At 34.5% G+C, this 24,971-nt stretch carries 15 protein-coding genes; 6 read left to right on the forward strand and 9 right to left on the reverse strand.

Features of this window, described 5'->3' with window-relative positions; genetic code table 11:
- Positions 1–70 precede the first annotated feature (70 nt).
- The 6 genes from J8281_RS11665 to ccsA all read right to left on the reverse strand — a co-directional run bounded on the left by J8281_RS11665 (position 71) and on the right by ccsA (position 15,159).
- Complete coding sequence (locus J8281_RS11665) at positions 71–799, reverse strand: hypothetical protein (protein ID WP_210197809.1); 729 nt, start codon at positions 797–799, stop codon at positions 71–73.
- Positions 786–6,491, reverse strand: coding sequence for a hypothetical protein (locus J8281_RS11670; RefSeq protein WP_210197810.1), 5,706 nt, complete (start codon positions 6,489–6,491; stop codon positions 786–788). Before J8281_RS11670 ends, J8281_RS11665 begins: the two co-directional genes overlap by 14 nt.
- 8 nt (positions 6,492–6,499) lie before the next feature.
- Positions 6,500–7,123, reverse strand: coding sequence for a hypothetical protein (locus J8281_RS11675; RefSeq protein WP_210197811.1), 624 nt, complete (start codon positions 7,121–7,123; stop codon positions 6,500–6,502).
- Positions 7,101–7,652, reverse strand: coding sequence for an OmpH family outer membrane protein (locus J8281_RS11680; RefSeq protein WP_210197812.1), 552 nt, complete (start codon positions 7,650–7,652; stop codon positions 7,101–7,103). The genes J8281_RS11675 and J8281_RS11680 overlap by 23 nt, the downstream gene beginning before the upstream one ends.
- Positions 7,653–7,691: 39 nt before the next feature.
- Positions 7,692–11,126: a hypothetical protein gene (locus tag J8281_RS11685; RefSeq protein WP_210197813.1), complete on the reverse strand. Its 3,435-nt coding sequence runs from the start codon at positions 11,124–11,126 to the stop codon at positions 7,692–7,694.
- 877 nt (positions 11,127–12,003) lie between these two features.
- Positions 12,004–15,159: a cytochrome c biogenesis protein gene (gene ccsA, locus J8281_RS11690; RefSeq protein ID WP_210197814.1), complete on the reverse strand. Its 3,156-nt coding sequence runs from the start codon at positions 15,157–15,159 to the stop codon at positions 12,004–12,006.
- Positions 15,160–15,296: 137 nt separating this feature from the next.
- Between ccsA and J8281_RS11695 the strand changes: the two genes are divergently transcribed.
- The 3 genes from J8281_RS11695 (at position 15,297) to J8281_RS11705 (ending at position 17,385) form a co-directional block, all read left to right on the forward strand.
- A complete protein-coding gene (locus tag J8281_RS11695; protein ID WP_210197815.1) occupies positions 15,297–16,061 on the forward strand; it encodes a Rossmann-like and DUF2520 domain-containing protein in 765 nt (254 codons plus the stop codon).
- A complete protein-coding gene (locus J8281_RS11700) occupies positions 16,045–16,569 on the forward strand; it encodes an HAD family hydrolase (RefSeq protein ID WP_210197816.1) in 525 nt (174 codons plus the stop codon). Before J8281_RS11695 ends, J8281_RS11700 begins: the two co-directional genes overlap by 17 nt.
- A gap of 243 nt (positions 16,570–16,812) precedes the next feature.
- On the forward strand, positions 16,813–17,385 hold the full coding sequence (locus J8281_RS11705; protein WP_210197817.1) for a non-canonical purine NTP diphosphatase: 573 nt from the start codon (positions 16,813–16,815) through the stop codon (positions 17,383–17,385).
- On the opposite strand, the gene J8281_RS19690 is transcribed toward J8281_RS11705, so the two are convergent.
- A complete protein-coding gene (locus J8281_RS19690; protein WP_246849101.1) occupies positions 17,382–17,786 on the reverse strand; it encodes a CPBP family intramembrane glutamic endopeptidase in 405 nt (134 codons plus the stop codon). The genes J8281_RS11705 and J8281_RS19690 overlap by 4 nt on opposite strands.
- A gap of 672 nt (positions 17,787–18,458) precedes the next feature.
- On the opposite strand from J8281_RS19690, the gene nhaC reads away from it, so the two are divergent.
- Complete coding sequence (gene nhaC, locus J8281_RS11715) at positions 18,459–19,940, forward strand: Na+/H+ antiporter NhaC (RefSeq protein ID WP_210197819.1); 1,482 nt, start codon at positions 18,459–18,461, stop codon at positions 19,938–19,940.
- Positions 19,941–19,988: 48 nt separating this feature from the next.
- On the opposite strand, the gene J8281_RS11720 is transcribed toward nhaC, so the two are convergent.
- The gene (locus J8281_RS11720) at positions 19,989–20,399 is read right to left on the reverse strand and encodes an acyl-CoA thioesterase (protein WP_371812609.1); all 411 of its coding nucleotides are present in this window, start codon (positions 20,397–20,399) and stop codon (positions 19,989–19,991) included.
- A gap of 680 nt (positions 20,400–21,079) precedes the next feature.
- Between J8281_RS11720 and J8281_RS11725 the strand changes: the two genes are divergently transcribed.
- Positions 21,080–21,721 (forward strand): NAD(P)H-dependent oxidoreductase, encoded by a 642-nt coding sequence (locus J8281_RS11725; RefSeq protein WP_210197820.1) that lies wholly within the window; start codon positions 21,080–21,082, stop codon positions 21,719–21,721.
- A gap of 178 nt (positions 21,722–21,899) precedes the next feature.
- On the opposite strand, the gene J8281_RS11730 is transcribed toward J8281_RS11725, so the two are convergent.
- Positions 21,900–23,468: a carboxypeptidase-like regulatory domain-containing protein gene (locus J8281_RS11730; RefSeq protein WP_210197821.1), complete on the reverse strand. Its 1,569-nt coding sequence runs from the start codon at positions 23,466–23,468 to the stop codon at positions 21,900–21,902.
- A 311-nt stretch (positions 23,469–23,779) separates the two neighbouring features.
- On the opposite strand from J8281_RS11730, the gene J8281_RS11735 reads away from it, so the two are divergent.
- Positions 23,780–24,970 carry a DegT/DnrJ/EryC1/StrS aminotransferase family protein gene (locus J8281_RS11735; RefSeq protein ID WP_210197822.1) on the forward strand — a complete coding sequence of 397 codons (1,191 nt, stop codon included), beginning with the start codon at positions 23,780–23,782 and terminating at the stop codon, positions 24,968–24,970.
- Position 24,971: the final 1 nt, after the last annotated feature.

Here is a 24,971-nt window from a genome sequence, read left to right on the forward strand (position 1 = left end):
TTGTCCGATAGATTTTATATAGTAAAGCTTATATCTCTATGAGAAATAATCGTTTATTTTTACAAAATCATCATTTAATTTTCCTGTTATCTATTATTTCAAAATTCTTGTAAGCTACTTTTAACGCTGTTCTATCAAAAATATATTCCAAAGGTTTTTTTACACGCTTATTACTCTTGTAATCAATAACTTCATAAAGCACTACTTGCTTTTTAATCTTACTTTTATCGGTAAAAAGATTTTCTACACTTATGATTTGTTTAGATGCGAGATTATATTTCAATACTTGTCTTTTAAGTCCAGATTTAGTTTTAAAACCTTCACTAGGTACGATTGAAATGTACTGTGTTTCCTTTTTGGTACTACAGTTAATTTGTATTGCAGTAGACAAAAGTGTTCTTTCGATTTCTAGGAATTTTTTTTGTGAATTACTTTCTAAAAACAACCTAGGATCAGAGTTATTCCAGTATATTTTACCGATTTTAGGTAGTACAACAAAAACATCTGTGTTGTCGCCAAATATCTTCATGTTCTCATCATCTAATAGGATTTTATTTTCAGAAAGCAACATTTCTGAAGTAGTTGCCGATGAAGGTATATTTTGTGAATCATGAAAATCTGTTTTAGTGCTATATTTCATATAATACACCTGATTTTCTTTTGGCGACAACATCCTTTCCATACTATCTAGATATGCCAGAATATCATTTTTGCAGTTATTCTTTTCATTTTGAGCGTATCCCAAATGAAAGGAGCAAATGACTATTGCAACTATTATTTTTATGTTAAATTCTATCACGATCTTCTTTAGGTAAATTGTATTGAGTTTCTGTAATTATCTTCAATCCTTTTTCTGTTTCAATTAATTTTCGCACCAATTGCCCCTCACCGTTGTATTGATAAAACAATCCAAAATGCTGATCATCGAATAATGTCAATAATCGGAGAGATTTTATATCATACACATAACAAGTGGTTTGTGCTTCTTTTGGGTTAAGTTTTATATCATCAATATATACTTGCGGATTTTCAAAACTTAAATTCATTGAAACCTGTTGACCTGAAATAAATGAACCAGGAGTTATAAACACTCTATACAAGGTCCACGCTCCTGTTTTTGCCATGAGTTCTGGAACAACTATATTTCCATTTACATTCACTTGAGGGTTTATCAAATCATCTACTGACTTTGTCCAGAATTTAAGCCATCCGCCTGTGGTAGATAATAGATCTCCAGCCACTACATTTTTGACAATACTCTCACCCGTACTTATTTGTTTTGAATATTGTCCTGAATGCGCAATTCCACTCGCCAAATTCGTTTCTACTCCGGTTTTATCTTCAAAATGTTCAAAATACATTTCATCATAGGATGAATTTTTGGCTACCATGGTTGGTAAGGTGAAGTTATACCCATATTTTGAAGCACTATAAATACCAAGCACATCTTTTTCTTCCAAAACAGATCCATTAGGTGAATACTTTGTTACTTCGTTTAATTTCACCCATCTCTCATCTTGACTATTTGCATTATAATTAAATGGAGTAAAATTTTCTACAACTCCGCCTTCATAAATTTTGCCCGTATCTGTATCACGATCAGAAGACTTTTTTACATTTCCTTTGAAAGCATAACTTTCATGCATTCTAAAAACATTTGAATTTCCTAGAGATCCGTAAATATCGTTTACGCTTTGATTATTGATCCATGACGAAACATTTGCTAAAGTACTGTAGGTATTAGCGCCGGCAGAAATCACCTTATCAGATTTCACGTTCCAGGTTCCATCATCATTTATTGGATTCGCATCGGTACCGTACGTAACAAATTGACCTGCACTTGCTGTAAGCTGATTGGTATTATTAATAGCTCTGGATTTTTGACCCATACCATTATAATTCCAATGCGCCGGGATATTAAAATTATAAATAGATCCGTCGTGTTTTTGATCAGAATTTACTAATGCTATACCATGATAGGCATCATAAGTTTTGGTTAGAATTGGTCTTCCCGTTGCATAATCAAATGCTAAATTTTCTGTGGTTGACGCGATGTTATCGGTATAAGAAACCGTCTTTTTTTGAATAACCGGATATTTTATAACTTTTGAAGTGGCATATTTTGTTAAGTATTGTTCATTATAACTAAAGACTAATGAAAAGGTAACAAATATTGGAGGAAATATTGTCAATCCAACACTAACGTCGATTTCAAAATTGAAATCTAGTCCTTTGTTTTCTATTCTATATCCTTCTTGAGTAATATCCATTTCTTTACCTGGTACATCCCAAACATAGGTTCCGGCACTTTGCCCATTAAAAGAATTAAATAGTCTTACTTTTTCTCCGGGTTCATAGTAATAGAAATCCTGACCAGAAGATATATAACTCGTATTACCCGAAGCATATGTACCTCCATAAGTTCGTACTGATTTAGGAACCCCATGCATACTGTTTTGCACAAATCTAAATCCTTGAGATGCCCATGATTTATCGAAACCATAACTAAAATAAGCAGTAGGTAAGTTTAGTTTATCATTTTCTACATTATCCTGTAACAATGAATAGGCGACTCCTCTTTCTGGCTTTCCGGTAGCAAAATCGAACTTTCTATCAGCTCCGTCAACCAATTGATAGTCATAAAGTTTATCATAAGGATAATCTTTACAGGTGTAAAACTCATGCACAGTATAACCGGTTCCCGTATCTCCCGTATGAATATTCTCTACTACTACCCTAGAGTGACTTACAGATGGTGCTGCCAATAATGATTCTCCGATAGGCCCCTCAGATTGCTCTTTATCTTTTCCTACAACCAGCCTATTCAACCAGGATTGACTTTTCTTTGGCATAAATGCTACTAATGGATTTTCTTCTCTCATTTCTTGGGGTTCATTGGTAGCAACCCCACTAGATAAACCATTCTCTAATTCGTAACGATATTGTTGTCCGTAGATGGCTTCGTCACCGGATTCAATTCCTTTGTCATACATCATTACTTTTTTCACTCGTACTCCACCACCTCTCTTGGCTTTATTCATTGGGATTTTAAGAAAAGAGAGTTTAGGGTTAAGTCGTAAGCAAACGTCTTGTTTTTCAGGGAACGACGCATCTACATCCTCGTCTCCAAGTGCATTCATCCCTCTTTGTGCATATTTTAGTGAGTTGATTGCCAACTCTAGATCTGGAGATCCAATGTCGCCTGCAGCATTAAGCAAACGTCTTTCAATAGCATCTTCATATTTTCTTTCAAAATCTCCTTCGCATCCCGCTGTATATTTTCCCCAGCGTTGGGTTACATAATAGTCATAACAAGCTTGACGCGGCGTTAATCTGTAGTTGTTGTCTACTTTTGGGCTTCGTGTGAAACCTACTCCTACTTCGTTTTGAGCACTACCTTCTGGAATTCCTTTTAAGGTGATCGAAACTGATTCTCCATCACATACGACATCTTTTACTTTGGCGTATCCAGTAATGTACTCAGATTTACAGTTTGTAAGACTAGCTTCATTATTTTCAAGAGCATATAATAATTTAAAATAAATTCTTTTTCGAATATCATCCTTTGAATCATTTAAAAAATGCGCTGTTATTTTTTCGCAAAGACCATCAGAATATCCACCTATGTCTGATAGATTTAAAGTATATGTAGGATCGGTATATGTATTTTCAGCATTTGTTAAGCTCACAAGAGCCATCACATCTCTATCTTGTACGTATAAATAATCTTTACTCTCATATTCTACCAAAATTTCACCTCCAGATGGCAATACTATCTGTTTAAGTTGCCATGCAGCTGGATCAAAAAATCGTGGTGAGATATCTCCTTGATAAGGCCATGTAATTAAATTCAAATGTCTATTTTCGGCGCTATTAGGATGCCCATTGATATTAAATTGATTATTCCCCCAACCGTCGAGGATATGCGGTTCGTAATCAGGATTTTGAGCAGAAATAGAATAGTTAACACTAGTATTATGAGTATTAGTATACTGATATCCAAACTTGTATGAACTAATTCTAGCATCGACTACCCCTTCAAACTCAGACCACACTTTTTTTAGAGTAAGTTTACCACTATTGGTGGCGTCTTCATTATTATCAGGATATTTTCCATTAGTGTTATTAGGAAGGTTTTGTACCAACGAATAATCGTACTGAAAGTTGGTAACTTGTAAAGGAATTTCAGGTCTTGCTTTAGAGAACAATACTATTTTTTCTAAATATTCTAGTTCATCTATTCCTTTTGCTGCTTTATTCTTAGAGGCAGGATCTAAAGTTGTTAAATCTGGGGCTCCCAAACCATCTAATCTCCCGTTTTGTGAACCCTCTAAATAAGATGAGCCTGCACCTGTAACTCCAAACCTAACCGCATTTGATGTATTTGTCACAAAATAAGCAACATGAGTCTTAGTTTCAACTTTTTTCAAATACGATATTTCTTTTTCTCCTGTATTTACATATCCAGTATCATCTTTTATGTCAGAAGTTGAGTTTTTACTATACAATAAGCCAGTATAAGGTATTCTCCAGCGATACCATTTATTGGTTTCACTATTCTCTCCATATTTCTTATGATATTCAAAAGATGTCCATCCTCCAAAATCGCTATCATCCGGACCTGGATCACCCAGGTCTATATAATCTGGGGTAGTAATTAATTTTAATAACGATGTATTCTCATATGCTTCTGCTCTAACCTCCCCTGTAACTCTATCTTGCTTGGTAATGTCAACCAAATAATCATCTCCTAGATAACTATCTGCATAGGCAAGATAGTTATTTTCAATTCGATCAGCATTGGGATCAATTCCAAAAGAAAGACTTGTTGTATTTCGTACCATAACAGGTTCTGAATAACTATACTGTAACCCTGTCTCGTTATGAATATTGAAACCTCCGTCATTTAATTTTTCTATATGTGACGAAGTATTTATTTGAGTGTCTAAGGTTGCATCATAAAAAGCAGCAGCTTCATTAACAGTTTTACTTACTTGTTTTATTCCAGGAAAATCTGTGCTTGCTTTCAATCTTACATATGGAATTTCATTATTAGCATATGCAATTTTGCCTCCTAAATCACCGTAAAAACGATACTTAATATTACTAAAGTTAGCGCCGCCTAAATCTGCTCTAGATTTCATTCTCGAAGTGTTACTTCCAAAAGACAAGTTAACGCCTACCCCGACATTGGTTCCTATCATTCCTTCGATACCAACTCCGTAGGTATTTACTCTATTCTCTTCTGTTTCATTATTAGAGAATGCCCTTGGACCATCGGCAAATGGCCTAAATCCTCCAGATAATCCTTCTCCGGATAAAGAATAATTATCGGGGCTGCTAAAAGGAATACCAATAAAAAAATCTCTTCTATCAAAAGGTTGTGCTTTTTCGGTAAAGTGGTCAGACCTGTTACTTGTCGAAGATCCCATCATGTACCCAGAAGCGGTTAAACGCTGAAAAGGCTCTGAATGGTTGAGACTAAAAGATCCCAAATATCCTTGTTCTACACCAACAGGAGCTACAGCTGGATTTACTTCGCCTCCATAACTTAAATTCACATTAATTCCTTTTACTTTGGTTAATGTCACAGATTGACCAACATCGGTAAAAGTTCGTAGCCCGAAATAGGAACCAGGTTTAGGGATTAAACCCTTCAAACTCGTATTAAATTTAAAAACTACTTTTTTATCTTTTTGTTCTTTTCTTTGTTTGTTTTCCTTCTCGATAGGATCATGTTTCTTTGCCTTCTTTTCCTTTTTCTTTTTCGATTTTGACGCTACCTTACTTAGTAAAGAAAGTGGATTAATCGATGCATCAAAGGTTACCCCTGTAGCAGAACGGTTCATAGAAAGACTACCAAATCCTTTTGACAAACCAATAGAAACTGTTTTTCCTATGCCCTGGTAATTATTATAACGAATGTATTTACTAAAACTTAAACCAAATTCTCTTTTATCGTATACAGAACCAGATTCTGAAGTGCTTTGAGGATTTCTTTTCCCTGATTTACCTCCACTACCTCCTTCATCTGGTGATTTACTAAAAAATTCTAAATTGGTCTTTTTAATACCCGTCATAGTCCAGTTAGGACGTGTTTTGTTATAAACATCTATTTGTGAGTTATTATATTCATCAGGGTAACCTCGAACGCTTTTATTAATCGCTCCCGGATTGAGGGTCCAACCATGGCCTACCCACGAAGATTCTTCCTCAGAAGAAGCACCACTGTGGTACGAAAGTGACATGGCATACCCACCTCCATCGGGACCGGGAATTTGAATAACAGGTAAGTTATACGTAAAATTGCCTGAAAGTGGATCTACCAAGTTTGTTGTAGCTACAGGCTCAAAACTTGAAAACTCAGGCGAACTCGGTCCCGAGGTTAACGCATATAATGAACCTACAGATGGTATAAAAATCCCAATTAACATATCACACAATAAAAAATAGGTGATGACTTTAATGTTTCTTTTGCTTATTGAAATCATAAGTATTCTTAATTAAAATTTAAATTTGGTAGATTGTCTATTTTTTCTTTCTGAAATACAAAATGGTTGATCCCTGTATCTAAAAACTCATCATGAAATACAATATCAAGTCGATCTGAGTTTACTATTTCCTTTTGATCATCAGTAAAAACCATATAAATTGCTTTTTTATTCGCGATCTCATAAAGATTTTCCATTGTCGTTAAGACAGGTTCATATTTTTTTCCTGAACTCGTTTTTAGAACTAATGATTTTTTGATGGCGAAGCTCAAATCCTTTATCCTTTGATTATATTCCCTAAGATTAGCAACATTATAATTACTTGCATCTACATTAGCATTTTCATTACTAATGGTTAATAAAAATGTTCTTGAATTCTTGAATTTAGCAACATATTCTTCAAAATATGTACCCTCTGTTTTCTCATCTTTTCCCATTTCGTTTAGTGCTAAGTACTCGGCTGGCAAATATTTCATAGCCAACAAAAATCCATTGGCACTATTTTTTTTCACAAAACCATTGTTCGCATCTCCCAACCATTTGAGAAATTCTTTTTCTGTGGTAACAGAAGAAGAGCATCCTGACAGTATTATCAATAGTAACAGCACACTACTCTTTAACCCCTTCAACATACTCTTTATTTAATCCGTTAATTATATCATTGGTTATATTAATTGCATCAGATGCATACATTATATTTCCTGAGGCTGTAGTTCCTTCTATTAAGTCGAGATCATTTGCTTTGGCATATCTTTCGACGAAATCGTTTACCTTATTATATACACCCTGTAACAGATCTTCTTCTTTGGTTTTCGCCTTTTCTTCAATTGATTTTCCTAATTGAACGATTTTTGCTTTAAGTATTTCTAATTCTCCTTCTTTAACTTTACGCTCATTGTTAGATAATCGCTCAGAAATAATCTTTAGTTCATTAGACTTAGATTCGTACAACTTTTTTTGTTTCTCGAATATTTCATTCATTTCTTTGGTTTCAGTCTCATATAGATCTTGAGCTTCTTTAAAACCATCATATTTTTCTAGTACTACTTGCGCATTTACTACAGCAATTCTTTTAGTTTGCTTTTGTTGAAAAATGAGATATCCCAAAAGCAAAAGCACTACAATGGTTATGAGAAAATGTGCTGTATTAATGATCTTCACGTTGCTTACAATTATGTTGATGTTGATTGATGTTAACTTTTACTCTTCGCCTTGAAATCCAGCAACAATAAAATTACCTTTGAATGTTTTTTCTTGAATGGTCAAGACAAATTTGTAAGAACCAGCATCCCAGAAATCTCTTTCTACCTCAAACCCGTTAATCCTTGTACTTGGTTGAACAATTTCAAGATTTGGAGGTCCCTCATAGCTAGGAATGCTTATTTGAAGCGTAGCACCAGTAAGGTCTATGCCATCTTTTACGGTTAACATTAACGGACCTGAATCAAAATCATATTGCACCCCGTTGATCAAATTCAAGGTAAATGGTATGGTCTGAACTTTCTTTTTATTGAAGAAATAGATAGTGTTTTCATCAATCTGATAGAATTCTGGAGAAAAATCCAACCAATTGTTGTCATTTTGAACCTGCACATTTGATATTCCGTTACTATTGGCTGTAAATCGTAAATATAAAGGAGAGGCTCCTTCAGAAGGTTTTACATTAACCTGTACTATTCTATCGCCTCCATCATCTACTCCTAGGTTGATGGAAGTCTCACTATCGGGACTACCACTTACTAAATCTGATACCGAAATGTCACCAGAAACCAAATCAAAATTCGTAGTTGGCAGTTCTTTAGTATTTATAGTGATGTTTAGCTCATTACCAGCAGATGTTACCGATAAGGTAATAGGATTACGCTCGAGAGTTAAACCGGTTACTACACTATTCGTAGCGGTAAAATTATAAACCCCGGCATCAGCATCTGACGCATTTTCAATCACATACTCTTTATTGGTAGCATCTACAATGGCAACACCATCCTTATACCATTGGTAAGCATTGTTTGCACTGGTTAGTGTAGTACTGGTAAGAGTGATTGAGTTACCCTGTTCAACAGAGAGGTTATTTGCTTCATCAACTTTCAATTGAGTCTGATAACTAAAATTTGACCCTAATTTTGAGAGGTATAGCGAAAATTCTGATTCAAAATCTGAAAAGACAAAATTGCTATCTTGTATTCGGAAATCCTTTAAGTTGGGTAACAAACTCCATTGCTGAGGAATTTTTCCTTTAAGTCCAGTTTGATGTAGCCAAATCACCTCTAATTTTGATAGATTACCCAAACTAGTCGGTATCCCCCCCTTTACACTCGTTTCAGAAATGTAGAAGTTTTCCAAATTTATTAACTCGCCGAAAGCATCTGGAATTTCTCCTGATAGCATTTCATTGTTACTTAACGCCAAATATTCAAGGTTCGTTAATAACGATAGTTCATTTGGAATTGTACCATTTAATTGATTACTCGCAACATTTAAATCTCTCATTTTTGTTAACAGACCAAATTCCCTTGGTATTGCACCTACAAAATTGTTTTGGTATAAATTTAACCGCTGTAAGTTTACGAGGTTATTCCAACCACTATCGGGTATATTTCCGGTAAATTGGTTAATATCCAATCTCAATTCAGACAAATTGTTCAGATTAAATAGTTGATTAGGAAAGTTACCTTCTACATTATTTTTACTTAAGTAAAGTACTTTTAGTTTACTAAGAAGCCCTATGCTCTCAGGAAGCTGACCATTAATAGCATTATTATTTAAATACAAAAATTTTAAATTACTTAAATTCTGTATTGACGAAGGAAGTTGCCCCACTAAATTATTTCTAGCCAAATTAAGATTAACAACGCCCAGATCATCAACATTTACTCCAAACCAATCACATACCGGAGCATCGGTCAACCAATTCGTATTATTCGCCCAATTCGCTCCACCCGTTGCATTATACAAATCAATAAGCGCTTGTTTTTCAGAATCAGATACCACACATCCATCCACAGCTTCAGATACTGTTAGATGTATATTATTTCGATAAATTCTTAGTCTATCGATGATCGAATTAGTAACTAATATCTTGTAGCTACCTGCTTCAGCTTCAGTGATGTCTGAGATTACAAAGTCTTTATTGGTTGCTCCTGATATTGCTGAATTATTTTTATACCATTGATAGGAATTGTTCGGACTATTGAAAGCATCTGAAGTTAATGTAATACTTCCTCCAATCGAGACATTTAAATTCTTTTCAGCATCAGTTTTTTGTTGTTGATTATAGGTGAAACTAGATATATTGGTATTTAATGCAGTAAAATCAGCTTCAAAATCTGAAAACACAAATTTATTTCCTGAAATTCCGAAATTTTTAAGGTTGGGCATCGAACTAAAACCTTGAGGTATGATGCCTGAAAGATTGTTTGAGTATAAATATAACGCCTTCAAATTTACTAACTGAGTTAATGAAGAAGGTATAGGTCCAGAAAAGTCATTATTGTGAAGATGTAGATGTTCTAGAGTAGTTATTTGTCCTAATTCGGATGGAATATTTCCACTAAGTCGATTATTTCTTATACTCAGCGACTTCAAATTCGATAAATTACCGAATGACGAAGGAATGCTTCCTGTGAATTGGTTATCACCAAGTTGTAAGTTTTCAAGTTTTACAAGTTGTCCTAATTCTGAGGGAATAGTACCGGTCAGTTGATTTCCATGAAAATAAAGACGCACAATATTTATCAACTGTCCAAACTCTGGAGGGATATTACCTGTCAGTTGATTTCCATTAAAACTTAGCGCAAATAAATTTGTTAATTGACCTAGTTCTGGCGGTATAGTACCAGTAAGTTCATTGCCGCTTAAGGATAATGATCCTAGCGTAGTTAAATTACCAAGTTCTGCAGGTATTGTTCCTGTTAGATTATTTTCACCTAACGATAATCTCGACAGTTTTGTCATTTGACCAAATGCTGAAGGAATAGTACCACTAAGTTCATTTCCTGAAAGATAAAGCGAAGCTAATTTTGGTAATTGTGTAATTTCTAAAGGAATGCTTCCCGATAATTGATTGTAACTAAAATTGGCAAAACTTAGATTCGATAATTGAACTATTTCTGGCGGAATGGGTCCTGAAAAATTATTACCATCAAAATATAAATGAGATATTTTGGTAGCATTTACTATCTTTTGAATAGGTAACGGTCCTGTAAACTCATTTTTACTTATATGAAGACTTCGAAGCTCTGTAAGTTGAACTAAACTATTGGGTAAATCTCCTCCTATTTTATTACTACTAAGTACTAATTGAATCATTCTGTCTAATACACCAATCGATGATGGCAGCGATCCTGTAAGATTGTTTTTATTCAAGGCTAGCTTGGTAACCCTACCGTCTCTTACTTCTACTCCGTACCAATCTGTAACTAGTGAATTAGGATCATCGATTTGCCATGGTTGGTTTCCTTCTTGTGTATTCTTCCAATTAGTACCGTTTGTTGCAGTATAGAAATCAATTAATGCCTGACGTTCATTTTGAGAAATTTGAGCAATTGAAACAACGCTGGTAAAAAATGCCACTATGATTAATAAAGTACGGGCGAGTGAAAATAACCCATTCTCTTTTGGTTTAAGATACTCCATCTAGGTTTACTTAATAATTGGTTTGGTCTTCATGCTGTTTTTTGGTATCTTCATGAAAATAGATACTGCAAAAATTAGCATATGTTTTATTTGCCAAAACAGTAATAATCTAGGAATCAAATCAAGCTTGAATCCTTAGGAATTGAAGTAAGAATAAGAAAATAGTAATCTAGGGGCTGCTATGTTAAATTAACATAAGATTAAGTTAATTTAACTAGGGCACAAACATAATTAATATATTTATCATTTAAACTATTTTGACTCAATAAAAATGTTAAATTGACACTATCGCGATTTGGATACTATTAAACCTCTATTTATCAGAGATATAGATTTCAGGAGTTTATGTTAAATTTTTAATTTTAAAATTTAACGTAAACTTATAAAAATATTAATTTGATTATCTGTTTTTATATCTAAAATTTAACTGAGAAGTCATCCTGAATACTGAAATGAGTTCAGCACAGGCTCGTTTCAGTATTCAGCTTGACGCAAACCGTTTAGGTTGAATTACGGATATTCGTATGTTAATAAAAATAAGAATAGAATACTCTGCCGTTTATTATATATGGCCAGTATGATATTTGTAGAATTACTACGAAGTAGATAATTTAAAATCAGTATTGTTCGGTTAAAGAAAATAGACCGCTACGCTGCTAGAAGATAGAACAAAGACTTATTTGTAAATACTTGTCTATTATGGTTTCTGAAGTAAAGGCGATTCAGTTTCAAAATAAGTTGTCTAAATTTTAGAAAATTAAGGTGTCTTTTCTATAAACTCATAAATTCTTAATGGTAATAGCGATTTTCAGAGCGTATCAACTTTTTTATCGAACAACAATGATTTAAAATAGAAAAACTGAAAATGAATGCGTTTCTATCTCTTTTTGTAATGGATACTATATCGCCAGTATGATAGCGTTCCTAAAAGTACTAAAAAAGCAATAGAATAATACACTGCATTGGGCGTAATCACTTTATCACCACTAGCATAAGAATGTAACCCTTTTAAATAAAAATTCACTCCAAAGTAGGTCATGAGTACACTGTAAATAGCTATTACAGAGGCTAAGTTATACCACCATCTACTTCGTAAGCCTGGCACCATTCGCATATGTATCACAAATGCATACACCATTATACTTACCAATGCCCAAGTTTCTTTAGGATCCCAACCCCAGTAACGACCCCAGCTTTCGTTGGCCCACATGCCACCTAAAAAATTACCTATGGTAAGCATAACCAAACCTATAGTAAGCGCCATTTCATTTATTATGGTAATTTCTTTAATATTAAGATCCATTCTCTTTTTATTAGATTTGGTAGTTAAAATTATTAATAGTAACGCCAAAATCCCTAAAATCGCACCTACAAAGAAAGGACCATAACTACCTACAATAATAGACACGTGAATAAGTACCCAATACGAGTCCAAAACAGGTTGTAAATTAGCAATAGCCGGATCGGTCCAGTTTTCGTGTGCAAAAAATAATATAATAGCTGCCACAAACGCGGTTGCTGCAATAGTAAGATTACTTTTTTTTCCAAAAGCTAAACCTAATGCCACTGTAGCCCAGGCAACATAGATCATAGATTCATACGCATCGCTCCAAGGTGCATGGCCAGACACATACCATCGTGTAATTAATCCTGCCGTATGTGCTAGAAACAATACAATGACCAAACCGATTGTACCATAGATTAATGCTCTAATTATTTTTGAATCTTTAAATATTCTAAAAATCACAAAAATCATTAGCAACAATCCGATCAGCAAATAATATCGATACAGTGTTCTAAAAATGTCATATTTATTTAATGCTATTTCTGCTTTGATTTTCTTTTCTGTAGGTAATACTTCACTTCCAAATTTTTTCTGAAAGCTTTTAATACTTTCTACATATTGATCTGGCTTACTATAATCTCCGGTTTTTCTGGCATCTTTAAGCGACTGACGATAAATAGGAATAATCTGGCGTGTGTATACAGAATCCATACCGCTAAATTTAAATTCATTTAGTTCTGGAGTGGCAACCCATTTGTTTCCTTCATCACCGGGTACAGGAAAAATCTTCAGTATCCCCCCTCCTAATGCTTGATTAAGTAAGTAAAATTTCTCATGCGTTTTCAAAAAATCTTTTTCAAAACTAGATGGTGTGTTGGTACTGCTCGCTCGCTCTAAATACGGTGCTAGCTTGTAAGATCCGTCTGGCTCTACAAGATCAATTAACGATACTCTTCTTTCAGTTTTTGGAACGCCAATAATTCTACGAATACTATCATTTTTCCAATCAATTTCAATAATAGGTACGCTATACCATACAAACGGATTTTCAACCATTGAGACAAATACTTGATCGGCACTCAAACCTTCATAGGTATCTTTTTTACTAAGTTTACGAAGTAATTCTGAAGAAAATGTATTTACAGGTTTCATTCTTCCGCGTTCATCTTGAATCACTATACTGCCAAAATTAGCAGCATGTTCTTTACTTACGGCATTAGATTTTATAACAGAATCTAGCTGTGATTTAGAAGGCAATGTTTGTAAATGATCGGTATGATTAGGAAGCTGCTGTGCATTCGAAAATACTGAAACCAGTAATGCCATTACTACCACCAATTGCTCTTTCTTTGATTTTACTTTATTCAACATTTTTTCAAGATCTTTAAAGCGTGATCCTCTAGTAAACAAAATTAACATCATCCCCAGATATAGTAACATATAACCAATATACGTTACTATAGTTCCCCATCGATCATGGTTTACAGATAAGATCGTACCTTTTTCATCAGGATCAAAAGAAGCTTGAAAAAAGCGGTATCCTTTATGGTCTAGTACATGATTCATATAAATATCATAGGGTCGCGAGTCATTCTCTTCAACAATGTCTACCTTACTTTTAAAAGATTTATAGACATTTTCTGTACCGGGATACTTTTCGGCAATAAAATCATTCAACTTTAAAGCAAAGGGTAGCTCCATTTGTTTCGAACCATAAGAAAAATACATATCCAAACCGCCTAAGGTGATTTTGGTCATATCGTTATAAAATCCTTTTCCTCCCAAAAGCTTTACATTTTTTGTCTCACCATTACTTGTGACGTTAACAATCAAGGCATCCTGCTGCCCTTTATCCTTAACCTCGATAGGGACTACATCATAAGAGCCGCTAATTACAGGATCAGGAATCACAAATTGCATCCCTGCGGTTTGATATAATGATCGAAGCATTAAAGGTTGAATACTATCTTTGATGACCAATCCCTGCTTTTGATCTGCCATTCGCATATAAGAACCTTCAAAAGGGGATTTTATAAAATATTCATCATTTTCATAAGTAATATTTATGGCTCCATCTGTAGGCTTGTTAAAAGCAATCAATACATTATGAATATTTGAAACTTCTCCTTCTTTTAAGAAATGATCATGGCGATCACCATCACCTGCCTCTACTATTTTTAAATATCGTTCACCATCCTCTGACTCGACAAGCCCCATCTCTGCCCCTTGAATAAAATCTTCATAACGAATCGTTACAGGTTGAGCATTATAATCTGTTTCTATAACAAAACTATTATCTGCAGCTTCGGCTAACTCAAAATCTTGTGAAATAATTCTTCTTCTGGGTTCTCCGTCAATTTCGCCATCAAGAAAAATAGTAAGATATGTTTTTTCTGAAAGAAAAGTAGAAGTAGTTTCTCCTTCTCGTATGGGCATCACCCCCTCATAACTAATGTACCTGGTGATAAATGCTCCTACGATAATCAGAATAAAAGATAAGTGTAATAATAGTGTAGCCCATTTTTCCTTTTTGTAGAGCTTAAATCGTACTATATTTCCGCAGAAGTTAATAGCAAAAAACACCATAATAGCCTCAAACCACCAGGTGTTATATACCCAGATCCTTGCCGCCGTAGTTCCATATGCATCTTCTAGAAAAGTACCAACCCCCATCGATACAGCAAAAACGATAAATAAAATTGCCATTAATCGAGTAGAAAACAAAATGCTCGCTAATTTATCCTGCATAATTACCCTTATTTTTTGATCGGCAAATTTAACGCTTTTAAAGGGATAAAGTAGTATCATTCCCCTTTGATTTGAAGGTTTTAACAGAAGTGTTACGATTGTTTAATTTTTTAACAGAACTTGTTTATTTTAGCCAAATGATACGAGTTGTACTACTTGGTGCCGGAAACGTAGCCCAGCATTTATATACTGCATTATTGAACCAAAAACACATAACTGTGGTACAATGTTACAACCGTAAAAAAAAGACGCTCAGTACCACTCAGAATAAAGATGAGGTAACTAACATTATTCATTCAATTAAGGATGCCGATATTTACATTTTAGCGGTTAGCGATGATGCTATTGCTGAACTATCTGCTCAACTTCGTATAAAAAATAAATTAGTCGTTCACACCTCTGGGAGCGTTCCCATACAAGCTATCGCAGCCATTCATAAAAAAGGGGTTTTTTACCCCTTACAAACATTTAGCGCAACAACACCCATTGACTTTGCCAAACTACCCATTTGTATAGAAGCTGAAAATCATCATGACCTTACCCGTCTTCGCGATCTTGCTACTTCTTTAACCAAAAATGTATACGAAGTTACTTCTGAACAACGAAATTTTTTACATGTTTCTGCTGTATTTGTTAACAATTTTACGAATTATTTGTTTTCTATAGGTCATGAAATTTGTGCCCTTAATGATCTCCCTTTTGAGATGTTGCATCCATTAATTACAGAAACTGCTCAAAAAATCACAAAAATGAATCCAACTCAGGCACAAACAGGGCCTGCTGTGCGAAAAGATACCAAAACGATAGCGCGACACTTACAAACGTTATCAAATCCTGAACATATAGAAATATATCAAATGCTAACTAAAGCAATTCAAACTAAATATGGAAAAAAGTTATAAAGAATACCTACAACACATTACTACTTTTATCTTTGATGTAGACGGCGTACTTACCGATGGCACAGTCATAATAGATACTGCTGGTGAATTACTTCGAACTATGAATGTCAAAGATGGGTATGCATTAAAAGCAGCTTTGCAACAAGGGTTTAATGTATGTATTATCTCTGGCGGAAAAAATGAAGGTGTTCGCCAACGGCTAAAAGGATTAGGAATTACAGATATCTATCTTGGTGCACATCATAAAATGGAACCATTGGATGAATATTTGGATATTTATGCTATAAAACCTGAGAATGTTTTATATATGGGTGATGATATTCCTGATTTACCGGTGATGAAGATGGTAGGGCTGCCTACTTGTCCGCAAGATGCCGTTGCCGAAATTAAAGAAATATCTAAGTATGTGTCTTTCAAAAAAGGTGGAAAAGGGTGTGTACGCGATGTTATAGAACAAGTGCTAAAGGTACAAGGCAAATGGATCAAAAATTTTGATGCTGAAGCTTGATATGGTTAATGATTCGAATTATAGAAATTTAAAATTGATTGTCCGTTATTATACCTAAAATTTAGCTGAGAAGTCATCCTGAATTCATTTCAGGATCTCATTAAAGTTTATTTTCAGTACATTGAGATGAGAAGTTGAACAAGCCTGTGCTGAATTCGTTTGAGTATTCAGCTTGACGCAAACCGTTGAGGTTAAATTACGGATATTCGTAAATTTAAATATAAAGATTTTTGTTACTAAAATATGAAACTGGTATTTGCTACTCACAATCCAAATAAAATAAAAGAAGTACAGATATTGCTTCCGCCAGAAATTAAAATATTGAGTCTCGCTGATATCGAATGTCATGAAGATATCCCTGAAACCTCGAACAGCATTGAAGGTAATGCCAAACAAAAAGTTACATTCATTAAAGAAACATATGGTTATGATAGTTTTGCCGATGATACAGGGCTGGTAGTTGATGCACTTGATGGCGCTCCTGGAGTATATTCAGCAAGATATGCGGGTGCTGCCAAAGATTCACATGCCAATATGGACAAGCTTTTAACCGAAATGGAAGGAAAAAATGATCGAACAGCACAATTTAAAACGGTCATTGCTTTAGAACTGAACAATAACTTGATTGTATTTACCGGTGTTTGTAAAGGCACTATTACCTATACCAAAAAAGGCAATGGCGGTTTTGGTTATGATCCGGTTTTTTGTCCTGAAGGATATACGCAAACATTTGCAGAGTTACGTCTAGATGAAAAAAATAAAATTAGTCATCGAGGAAAGGCAATTCGTCAATTCATAGATTTTTTGAACCACTAATCTACTCCCGGAAAAGCAAGCATCTCTCCCATTCCAACAGTAAATAGCCAATTACCATAGAGCGCATGTTCTATAGATACCAAAGTAGTTGATTTTGTTTTCTGGTAAGTATAAGCAAACAGCAATCCCCCGACAAATGTAAATAGCTGAACCATAAAACTTCTTAAAAACAGGTGTGCCAACGAAAAAAGAACAGCATTAATCAAAATAAATAACCACTTATTTTGAACCAATTCACGATAACGTTCATAAAAGAAAGTACGATAAATTATTTCTTGTGGCCAAACCGATAAAAATGTATACACAAAGAGGATAATAAACCATAGCTCAGGTCTTTTTAACAATACCGAAAATAATGTTTCTGGTGCTAAGAGAAAAACATATGATCCGGTAATCATCATAATAACTACTAGTTTTATTAAAGTGCTTTTCCAAAATGATTTCCAACACGCATGATTCGGAAATCTCAACTTCAACACATGATTTTTTTTTAAGTAGATCAATATGTAGATAAAACCGATTGCTGTGAGAATACCTTTGATATATAAAGCATATTGAAATAGAAAGCTTAAAGGCAATAGCACAAAGAGGAGGAATAACTCTACACTTTTATAAATGGTAGTTTTCATTTTTTCTTACTACTGTAAATTTTATGATAATGTACTGTAATTTCTTCAAAAAAATGAAATCATCCTAATGTTTACTAAAAAAAGCCTCTTGGGGGAAGAGGCTTATGTAAGTTTTGGGATAAAATAATTCGGGGGAGAATTATTTTTTAAGGGCAAAAAAAGTTTACTTCGATCAATTCCAATTTTCTCTTACTTTTTTTGAGATCTAGTTCAAAAGTAGGTTATCTCTTAATCACTTATAATAAATGACAAGACAATAATAGAACATTTATCGATAAAAAGCAATTAAAATCGATAAAAAACATAAATATTTTAAAAATTATTTAATTTTTACTTTATTACCTTTTTAAATGCATACTAAAATCAAAATTAAACTCTTAGTATACATTGCATACATTTCATTAATATCGTAACATTACAACTACAAAATTTTGAATATAGTTTATGAAAAGTAAGCATACCTCTTCTATAGATTCTGGAAATGAAAATCCAGTAGAAAATCCTGAACTGAGTATCGGTGAAGCTGCAGTGCCGGTAGTTATTTTGGTTGGCATGTTATTTTACAATGTTTATCAATTTGGTGATGATGCTTTAAGTGGTAGCAATCAGTTTATTTTATTATTGGGTGCTGCAGTTGCCGCTATAGTTGGTTTTTTTAACAAAGTCCCATACACTCGAATGATGGAAGAGGTCGCTAGAAATGTAAAATCAACTACCGGAGCATTACTTATTTTGTTAATGGTTGGATCGCTGGCTGGCACCTGGTTAATTAGTGGAATAATACCTACTATGATTTATTATGGATTACAAATTCTTAATCCTACCATCTTCCTTGCAGCATGTGTTATCATTTGTGCTATCATATCTATAGCGACAGGTAGCTCTTGGACCACTTCGGCTACTGTGGGTATTGCACTTATAGGTATAGGAGACACACTAGGTATTTCTCTCGGGATGACTGCCGGGGCTGTAATTTCTGGAGCTTATTTTGGAGATAAATTATCTCCACTATCAGACACAACAAACTTAGCACCAGCAATGGCCGGTGGTGAGCTATTTTCTCATATCAAATACATGACATACACTACTGTTCCTACTATTGTGATCACCTTACTTGTTTTTATAGGTATAGGTTTTGCTATTGATACCTCTGGAACTCCACAGATTACAGAACAATTACAAGCCATTAAAGGAGCGTTCACAATTTCTCCATGGCTTTTTATTGTTCCTATCATCGTAATCGCTCTGATTATAAAAAAAACACCACCACTTGTTGCACTACTTGCCGGAACTTTACTCGGAGCGATAGCAGCCATTATTGCGCAACCCGATATTGTAATAAAAATAGCGGGGAGCGATCAACTTACTTTTAATTCGGCGTATGTAGGTGTGATGAAAGCAATGACTGTAGATACCTCGGTAGAGACGACCAATGTACAACTTAACGACTTATTCGCTGCTGGCGGGATGTCTGGAATGCTAGGTACTATTTGGCTTATTATTTGCGCCATGGTATTTGGTGGTGTTATGGATGCTATTGGGGCACTGTCTAAAATTAGTGCAGCGCTGCTAAGCCTTTTTGATTCGGTTTTTGGCTTGTTTGCCAGTACCGTAGTAAGTTGTTTGGCTTTAAATGTGACAGCCTCAGATCAATATTTGGCTATTGTAGTACCCGGTAGAATGTACGCCAAAGCATTTAAAGATAAAGGACTCGCTCCAGAAAATCTGAGTAGAACTCTTGAAGATTCAGGCACGGTTACTTCAGTTTTGATTCCTTGGAACACTTGTGGAGCTTACCAAAGTGGTGTACTTGGGGTTCCAGTTGCAGATTATTTCTTCTATGCAATTTTTAATTGGCTTAGCCCTTTTATGACCTTATTTTTTGCTGCTTTCAGAATAAAAATTAAAGAATTGACAAATTCATAAACCATTACAAAGCAAAGCGATCAAAATTACGAAACCTATCGACTTTTCTTAATCCTTGTGATCGATAATAGGTATCGGATTTTTGTGATTATCGATAGCTACAAACTTAAAATGTCCTGAAACCGCCAACTCTCTATCATAGCTATACATATCTTCTTTGTAAATATCTACTTTTACCAAACAACTTGTTCTGCCAACTTCACTTACTTTGGCTACAAGTTCTATGATAGTCCCCTCGGGTATGGGTTTTTCAAAATCAATTTTATCTGTCGAAATAGTCACCACTTTTTTTCTACTAAATCGGGTAGCGCAAATGAACGAAACTTCGTCCATCAATTGTAGGGCAGTTCCGCCAAATAGCGTTTCATAGTGATTTGTAGTATTTGGAAATACCGCTTTAAAAATTCTGGTTTCAGACTTTTGAATCAATTTGTCAATAGTATTCATATATTTTTTCATCAAATATCCGTAATTTAACCTAAACGGTTTGCGTCAAGCTGAACTCGTTTCAGCTTCTCATCTTAATTTATTGAAAATAAACTTAATGAGATCCTGAAATGAATTCAGGATGACTTCTCAGTTAAATTTTAGGTATAATAACGGACCATTAATTGTTTATCAAATATCCAAAATTAGTTCTAATTTTTTCTTTGTGTTATGCTGAATACTGAAACGAATCCAGCACAGGCTCGTTTAAGCATCACGTAAAATTTTGGTTTTTAGAATTTTGTGAATTGAGACCCTGAAACAAGTTCAGGGTGATCTTTTAATAATGAGTCTTAATCGATATTCAGTTAATTTTTACTATTGAATTGATATAAACTTTTTTGATTTGGGCTAAAAATGAAGATGTTATACTTAGGAACTCAAAAATGATAAAAAGTAAGTAAAAAAGACCATTTTGTAGCAAATTATAAAAAGTCAAGATGAGTTCTTACATAGCAACACTACGAAAGTCAAAAATTATTAAATATAAGTGCCAAACAATATTATTTTACCAAATTGAAGAAAGTTACAGGAGTTTATTGTAGTAGATTGAGCATTTTTAATTTGAATTCGTCTATAGTTTTTTCTTATCAAATTTTACATCAAAGGTAAATCTTATCATAGTATCTTAGCAACATATCAAAAAACTTTGAATGGATATTTTAGAAAGTTTACGTTGGCGATATGCCACCAAAAAGTTTGATCGTACAAAAATTCTTCCGCAGCCTAAAATTGATGTACTTACTAGAGCCTTCAATTTAACAGCGACGTCGTATGGCCTTCAGCCTCTAAGATTAGTTATTATTAGTGATAAGACACTTCAAAAAAAATTAACTGAATTTTCTTGGAATCAACAACAGGTTGCCGATGCTTCTCACGTTTTAGTTTTCTGTATAGAAAATGAAATTGGAGAGCAGTACATTACTCAATATTTTAATACAGTAAAAACCACCAGAAACACTCCTGACGAAATATTGAATCCTTATAAGAAGCATCTGGTTGATTCATTTAAAAATAAGCCTTCAGAAGAAATAGCCGCTTGGGCTACCAAACAGGCTTATTTGGCTATGGGAAATATAGTAACAGTCTGTGCAATTGAAAAAATCGATGCCTGCCCTATGGAAGGATTTTTACCCCAAAAATATGATGAGCAGTTGGGATTAACGGCACTAGGTTTATCGTCGGTTCTTGTGTTACCCGTTGGGTATAGAGCAGAAGATGATATGTTTTCGCAGTTCAAAAAAGTACGGCGTTCTATGTCGGAAACGGTAATAACTATAAATGAATATTCGTAATCAATCATATCGCACTGTTTCCTCGAGCGCAGTCGAGAGGTTAGTAAATCCAACGAGCTCTAAATCAGATCTCGACTGCGCTCAACCAGACATTAAAGTTAATTTTATGATTTATAGCGGATATTCAAATAACTATATAATTAGATAAAAGGATAGATCGAGCAATTTAAAAACCTGTTCAGTTTTTTAATCGTAACACCTGATACTTTTGCGTGTGCATATCTTCAAAACGATACACTTTAATTTGTTTATCTATTTTTTGAAGGGAATTCCAATTTGGAAAAACTGTTATTTTAAGATACTGCTCTTCCCGCGAAAGCATATGAGGTTGACAATTAAATTGCCATTCGCCAGTGAGGGTGTGGTCTAAATAGTAGGCTACAGCAGCTTGTTTACAACCAGAGTATTTAGGACCAAAACATTGATTATATACTTGATTGTGAGGGTTAACAATTTCTATACAAATATTCTTGTTTCGATCAGACCATTCGAATACAATTCTTGTTGACGCGTTTTCTGAGTTTCCGAACTTATTTTCAGGAGTAAACTTAGTGTGTACTTTATTCTGAAAATTTTCTGTTACGTACAACCTCTCCATTTCATGAAACACTAGATTCCCTATACCTTCGGGAAAATTCTCTTCATTCATTTCCAAAAGTGACATATATGTTTTCCATGAATCAAAAGGTTTATTATTATCTAGATAAGCTTGAGCCAAATCTCGATAAGCCTGGTCATTTGTTGGTAATAGCGCAATAATCTTTCTGTAAATAGGCAATGCTAATGAATCGTATCCAATTTTTTGATATTGATATGCTAAGCTTTTAAGAGACGCTATATCATGACCTAAACTATTCGCATAATTAGCAAACTGCTTCTTCTCGACAGGTAGTATGCCAAGCTGTTGCTTTGTAAGTTCTGTAATGGGTAATGCATCATTTTTGTAATACGACGTGTTAGTGTTAATTTTAGTTGTACGACTGCTTTTTGAAGGAGCCAAATTAGTAGTGGTTTTAATTACGATAACACCTCCTGATCCCAGAGTTCCGTATCGTAATGCCCCTGCAAGACCCTTTATTACAAATACATCTTCGATAGTAGTGAGGTCTATGGGGGGTGGAAAACCTTCATACAAAGTACCATTTACATCCCATAGCGCATTATTAGTAAGATTAATAGAGTTATTAGATCTTAAAATTACTCCATTCCCATCGGGTGCTATCCGATAATTGGCCACTCTTCCTTGAAGCGCATTTACGATAGCTGGCCTACCTACAGTTTCTGGTGCAGCCAGATTTAAAGTACTCCCGCTTACATAATCGATATGCTGTCCTTTTTTTCGTAGTATTTCGTTTCCGAAAACCGAGTTAATTTCTTTCGGCTTTCTTGACTGGCTATTATGTACTAAAGAATGCTTTTTAAAAGAAATGTCGACTTCGTCTAATTCGGCTAAGAGAGGATACATTTTAATAGTCAAGGCTGTATTCAAATTTTTAATGACGTATTCTTTGGTACGAAATCCTATATGAGACAACACCAAAGTATCTTTATTTTTCACGGTAATAGTAAAAAACCCTTTATTGTTTGTACTTGTACTTTTCTTAGCGTTTTTAAGACCTATAGCCACGCTGCTAAGTGGAACATCTTCATAAAAAACCTGCCCGGTAATGACCTGAGCTTTTTCGTTCTGTCCCGATACACTCAAAAAAAAGAAAAATAAAGCGGCATTTAACCTTATTTGTAGCATGAAAAATAAGATTAGCTTATACTGTTTTAGCAACGTACCTGATCGAACTATCATTCAATATAAATTTAAGGAAATTAATGAATATCCACAATCAATCCTATCGCACTATCTCCTCGAGCGCAGTCGAGAGGTTAGTAAATCCAACAAGCTTAAAATCAAGTCTCGACTGAATTTGACCAGACAGGCAAAAGTGTAATGGATACTATTCAACAAAATAATAATTGAACCCAGCTTAAAAAATGCATTATCAGTTAAAATCAAAACTCTTTTCGATACATTTGCAATTGAATTAAATTTAATAGAAAAGTGTTATGCCAGGATTTGAGCTATTTGGGGAAGAAGAGAAGAAAGAAGTTCAGGATGTATTAGATAACGGAGTTTTAATGCGCTACGGGTTTGACGCCATGAGAAATGGCCATCATAAAGCGCTGGAACTAGAAAAAAATCTTGCTCAACGAATGGAAACTCAATATGCACAAGTAGTATCTAGCGGTACAGCTGCCCTTACTGTAGCTTTGGCTTGTGCAGGAGTAGGCTCGGGTGATGAAGTCATAATGCCTACCTTTACGTTTGTTGCTAGTTTTGAAGCCATATTATCTGTAGGAGCTATCCCTGTATTATGCGATATTGATGATACCTTGACGCTACATCCTGAAGCAGTTGAAAAAGCAATTACTTCTAAAACAAAAGCTGTAATGCCAGTGCATATGTGTGGATCGATGGCCGATTTAAAAGCGCTTAAAACCATTTGTGGCAAACATAATCTTATTCTATTAGAAGATGCATGTCAGGCGATTGGAGGTACTTATGAAGGAAAGCCTTTGGGAAGTTATGGAGATTTAGGATGTTTTTCTTTTGATTATGTAAAAACAGTTACTTGCGGAGAAGGAGGTGGAATAATCACTAATTCTGAAAAAATTGCAGAAAGAGCACACAAGTACCAGGATCATGGTCATGATCATATGGGTAATGATCGCGGTGCTGAAACACATCCGTTTTTAGGATACAATTTTAGATTATCAGAATTAAATGCTGCAGTGGGTATAGCGCAATTGAGAAAACTAGATCATACGCTAGCCATTCAGAAAAAAAATTATACCATTCTTCGAGATGCTTTATCTGCAATTCCTGAAGTAACTTTTAGAAGAGTTCCTGAAAATGGGGTTGAAAGCTATGCTTTTCTAAATATATTTTTACCGAATGAAAATTTAGCACGAAACGCTCACAAAGCACTGGGTAATCACAACGTTGACGCTTGCTTTTATTGGTTTGACAACAATTGGCATTACTATAAAAAATGGGAGCATTTGCTCGAACAAAAATCTATACACCCCCTATCTGAAGAGATTCAAACCAGGTTAAAAAAGAACAACAAATCTTTTGCAGCAAGTGATGCATGGATGGGAAGAACCGTTTCCTGTTTAATCAAACTAAACTGGACGGAAGAAGAAGTACACCAAAGAGGTTCAAAAATGGTACAAGCGATACAAAGTATATTATAAA

This window comes from Aquimarina sp. U1-2, assembly GCF_017897595.1.
In the GTDB taxonomy this organism is placed as follows: Bacteria; Bacteroidota; Bacteroidia; order Flavobacteriales; family Flavobacteriaceae; genus Aquimarina.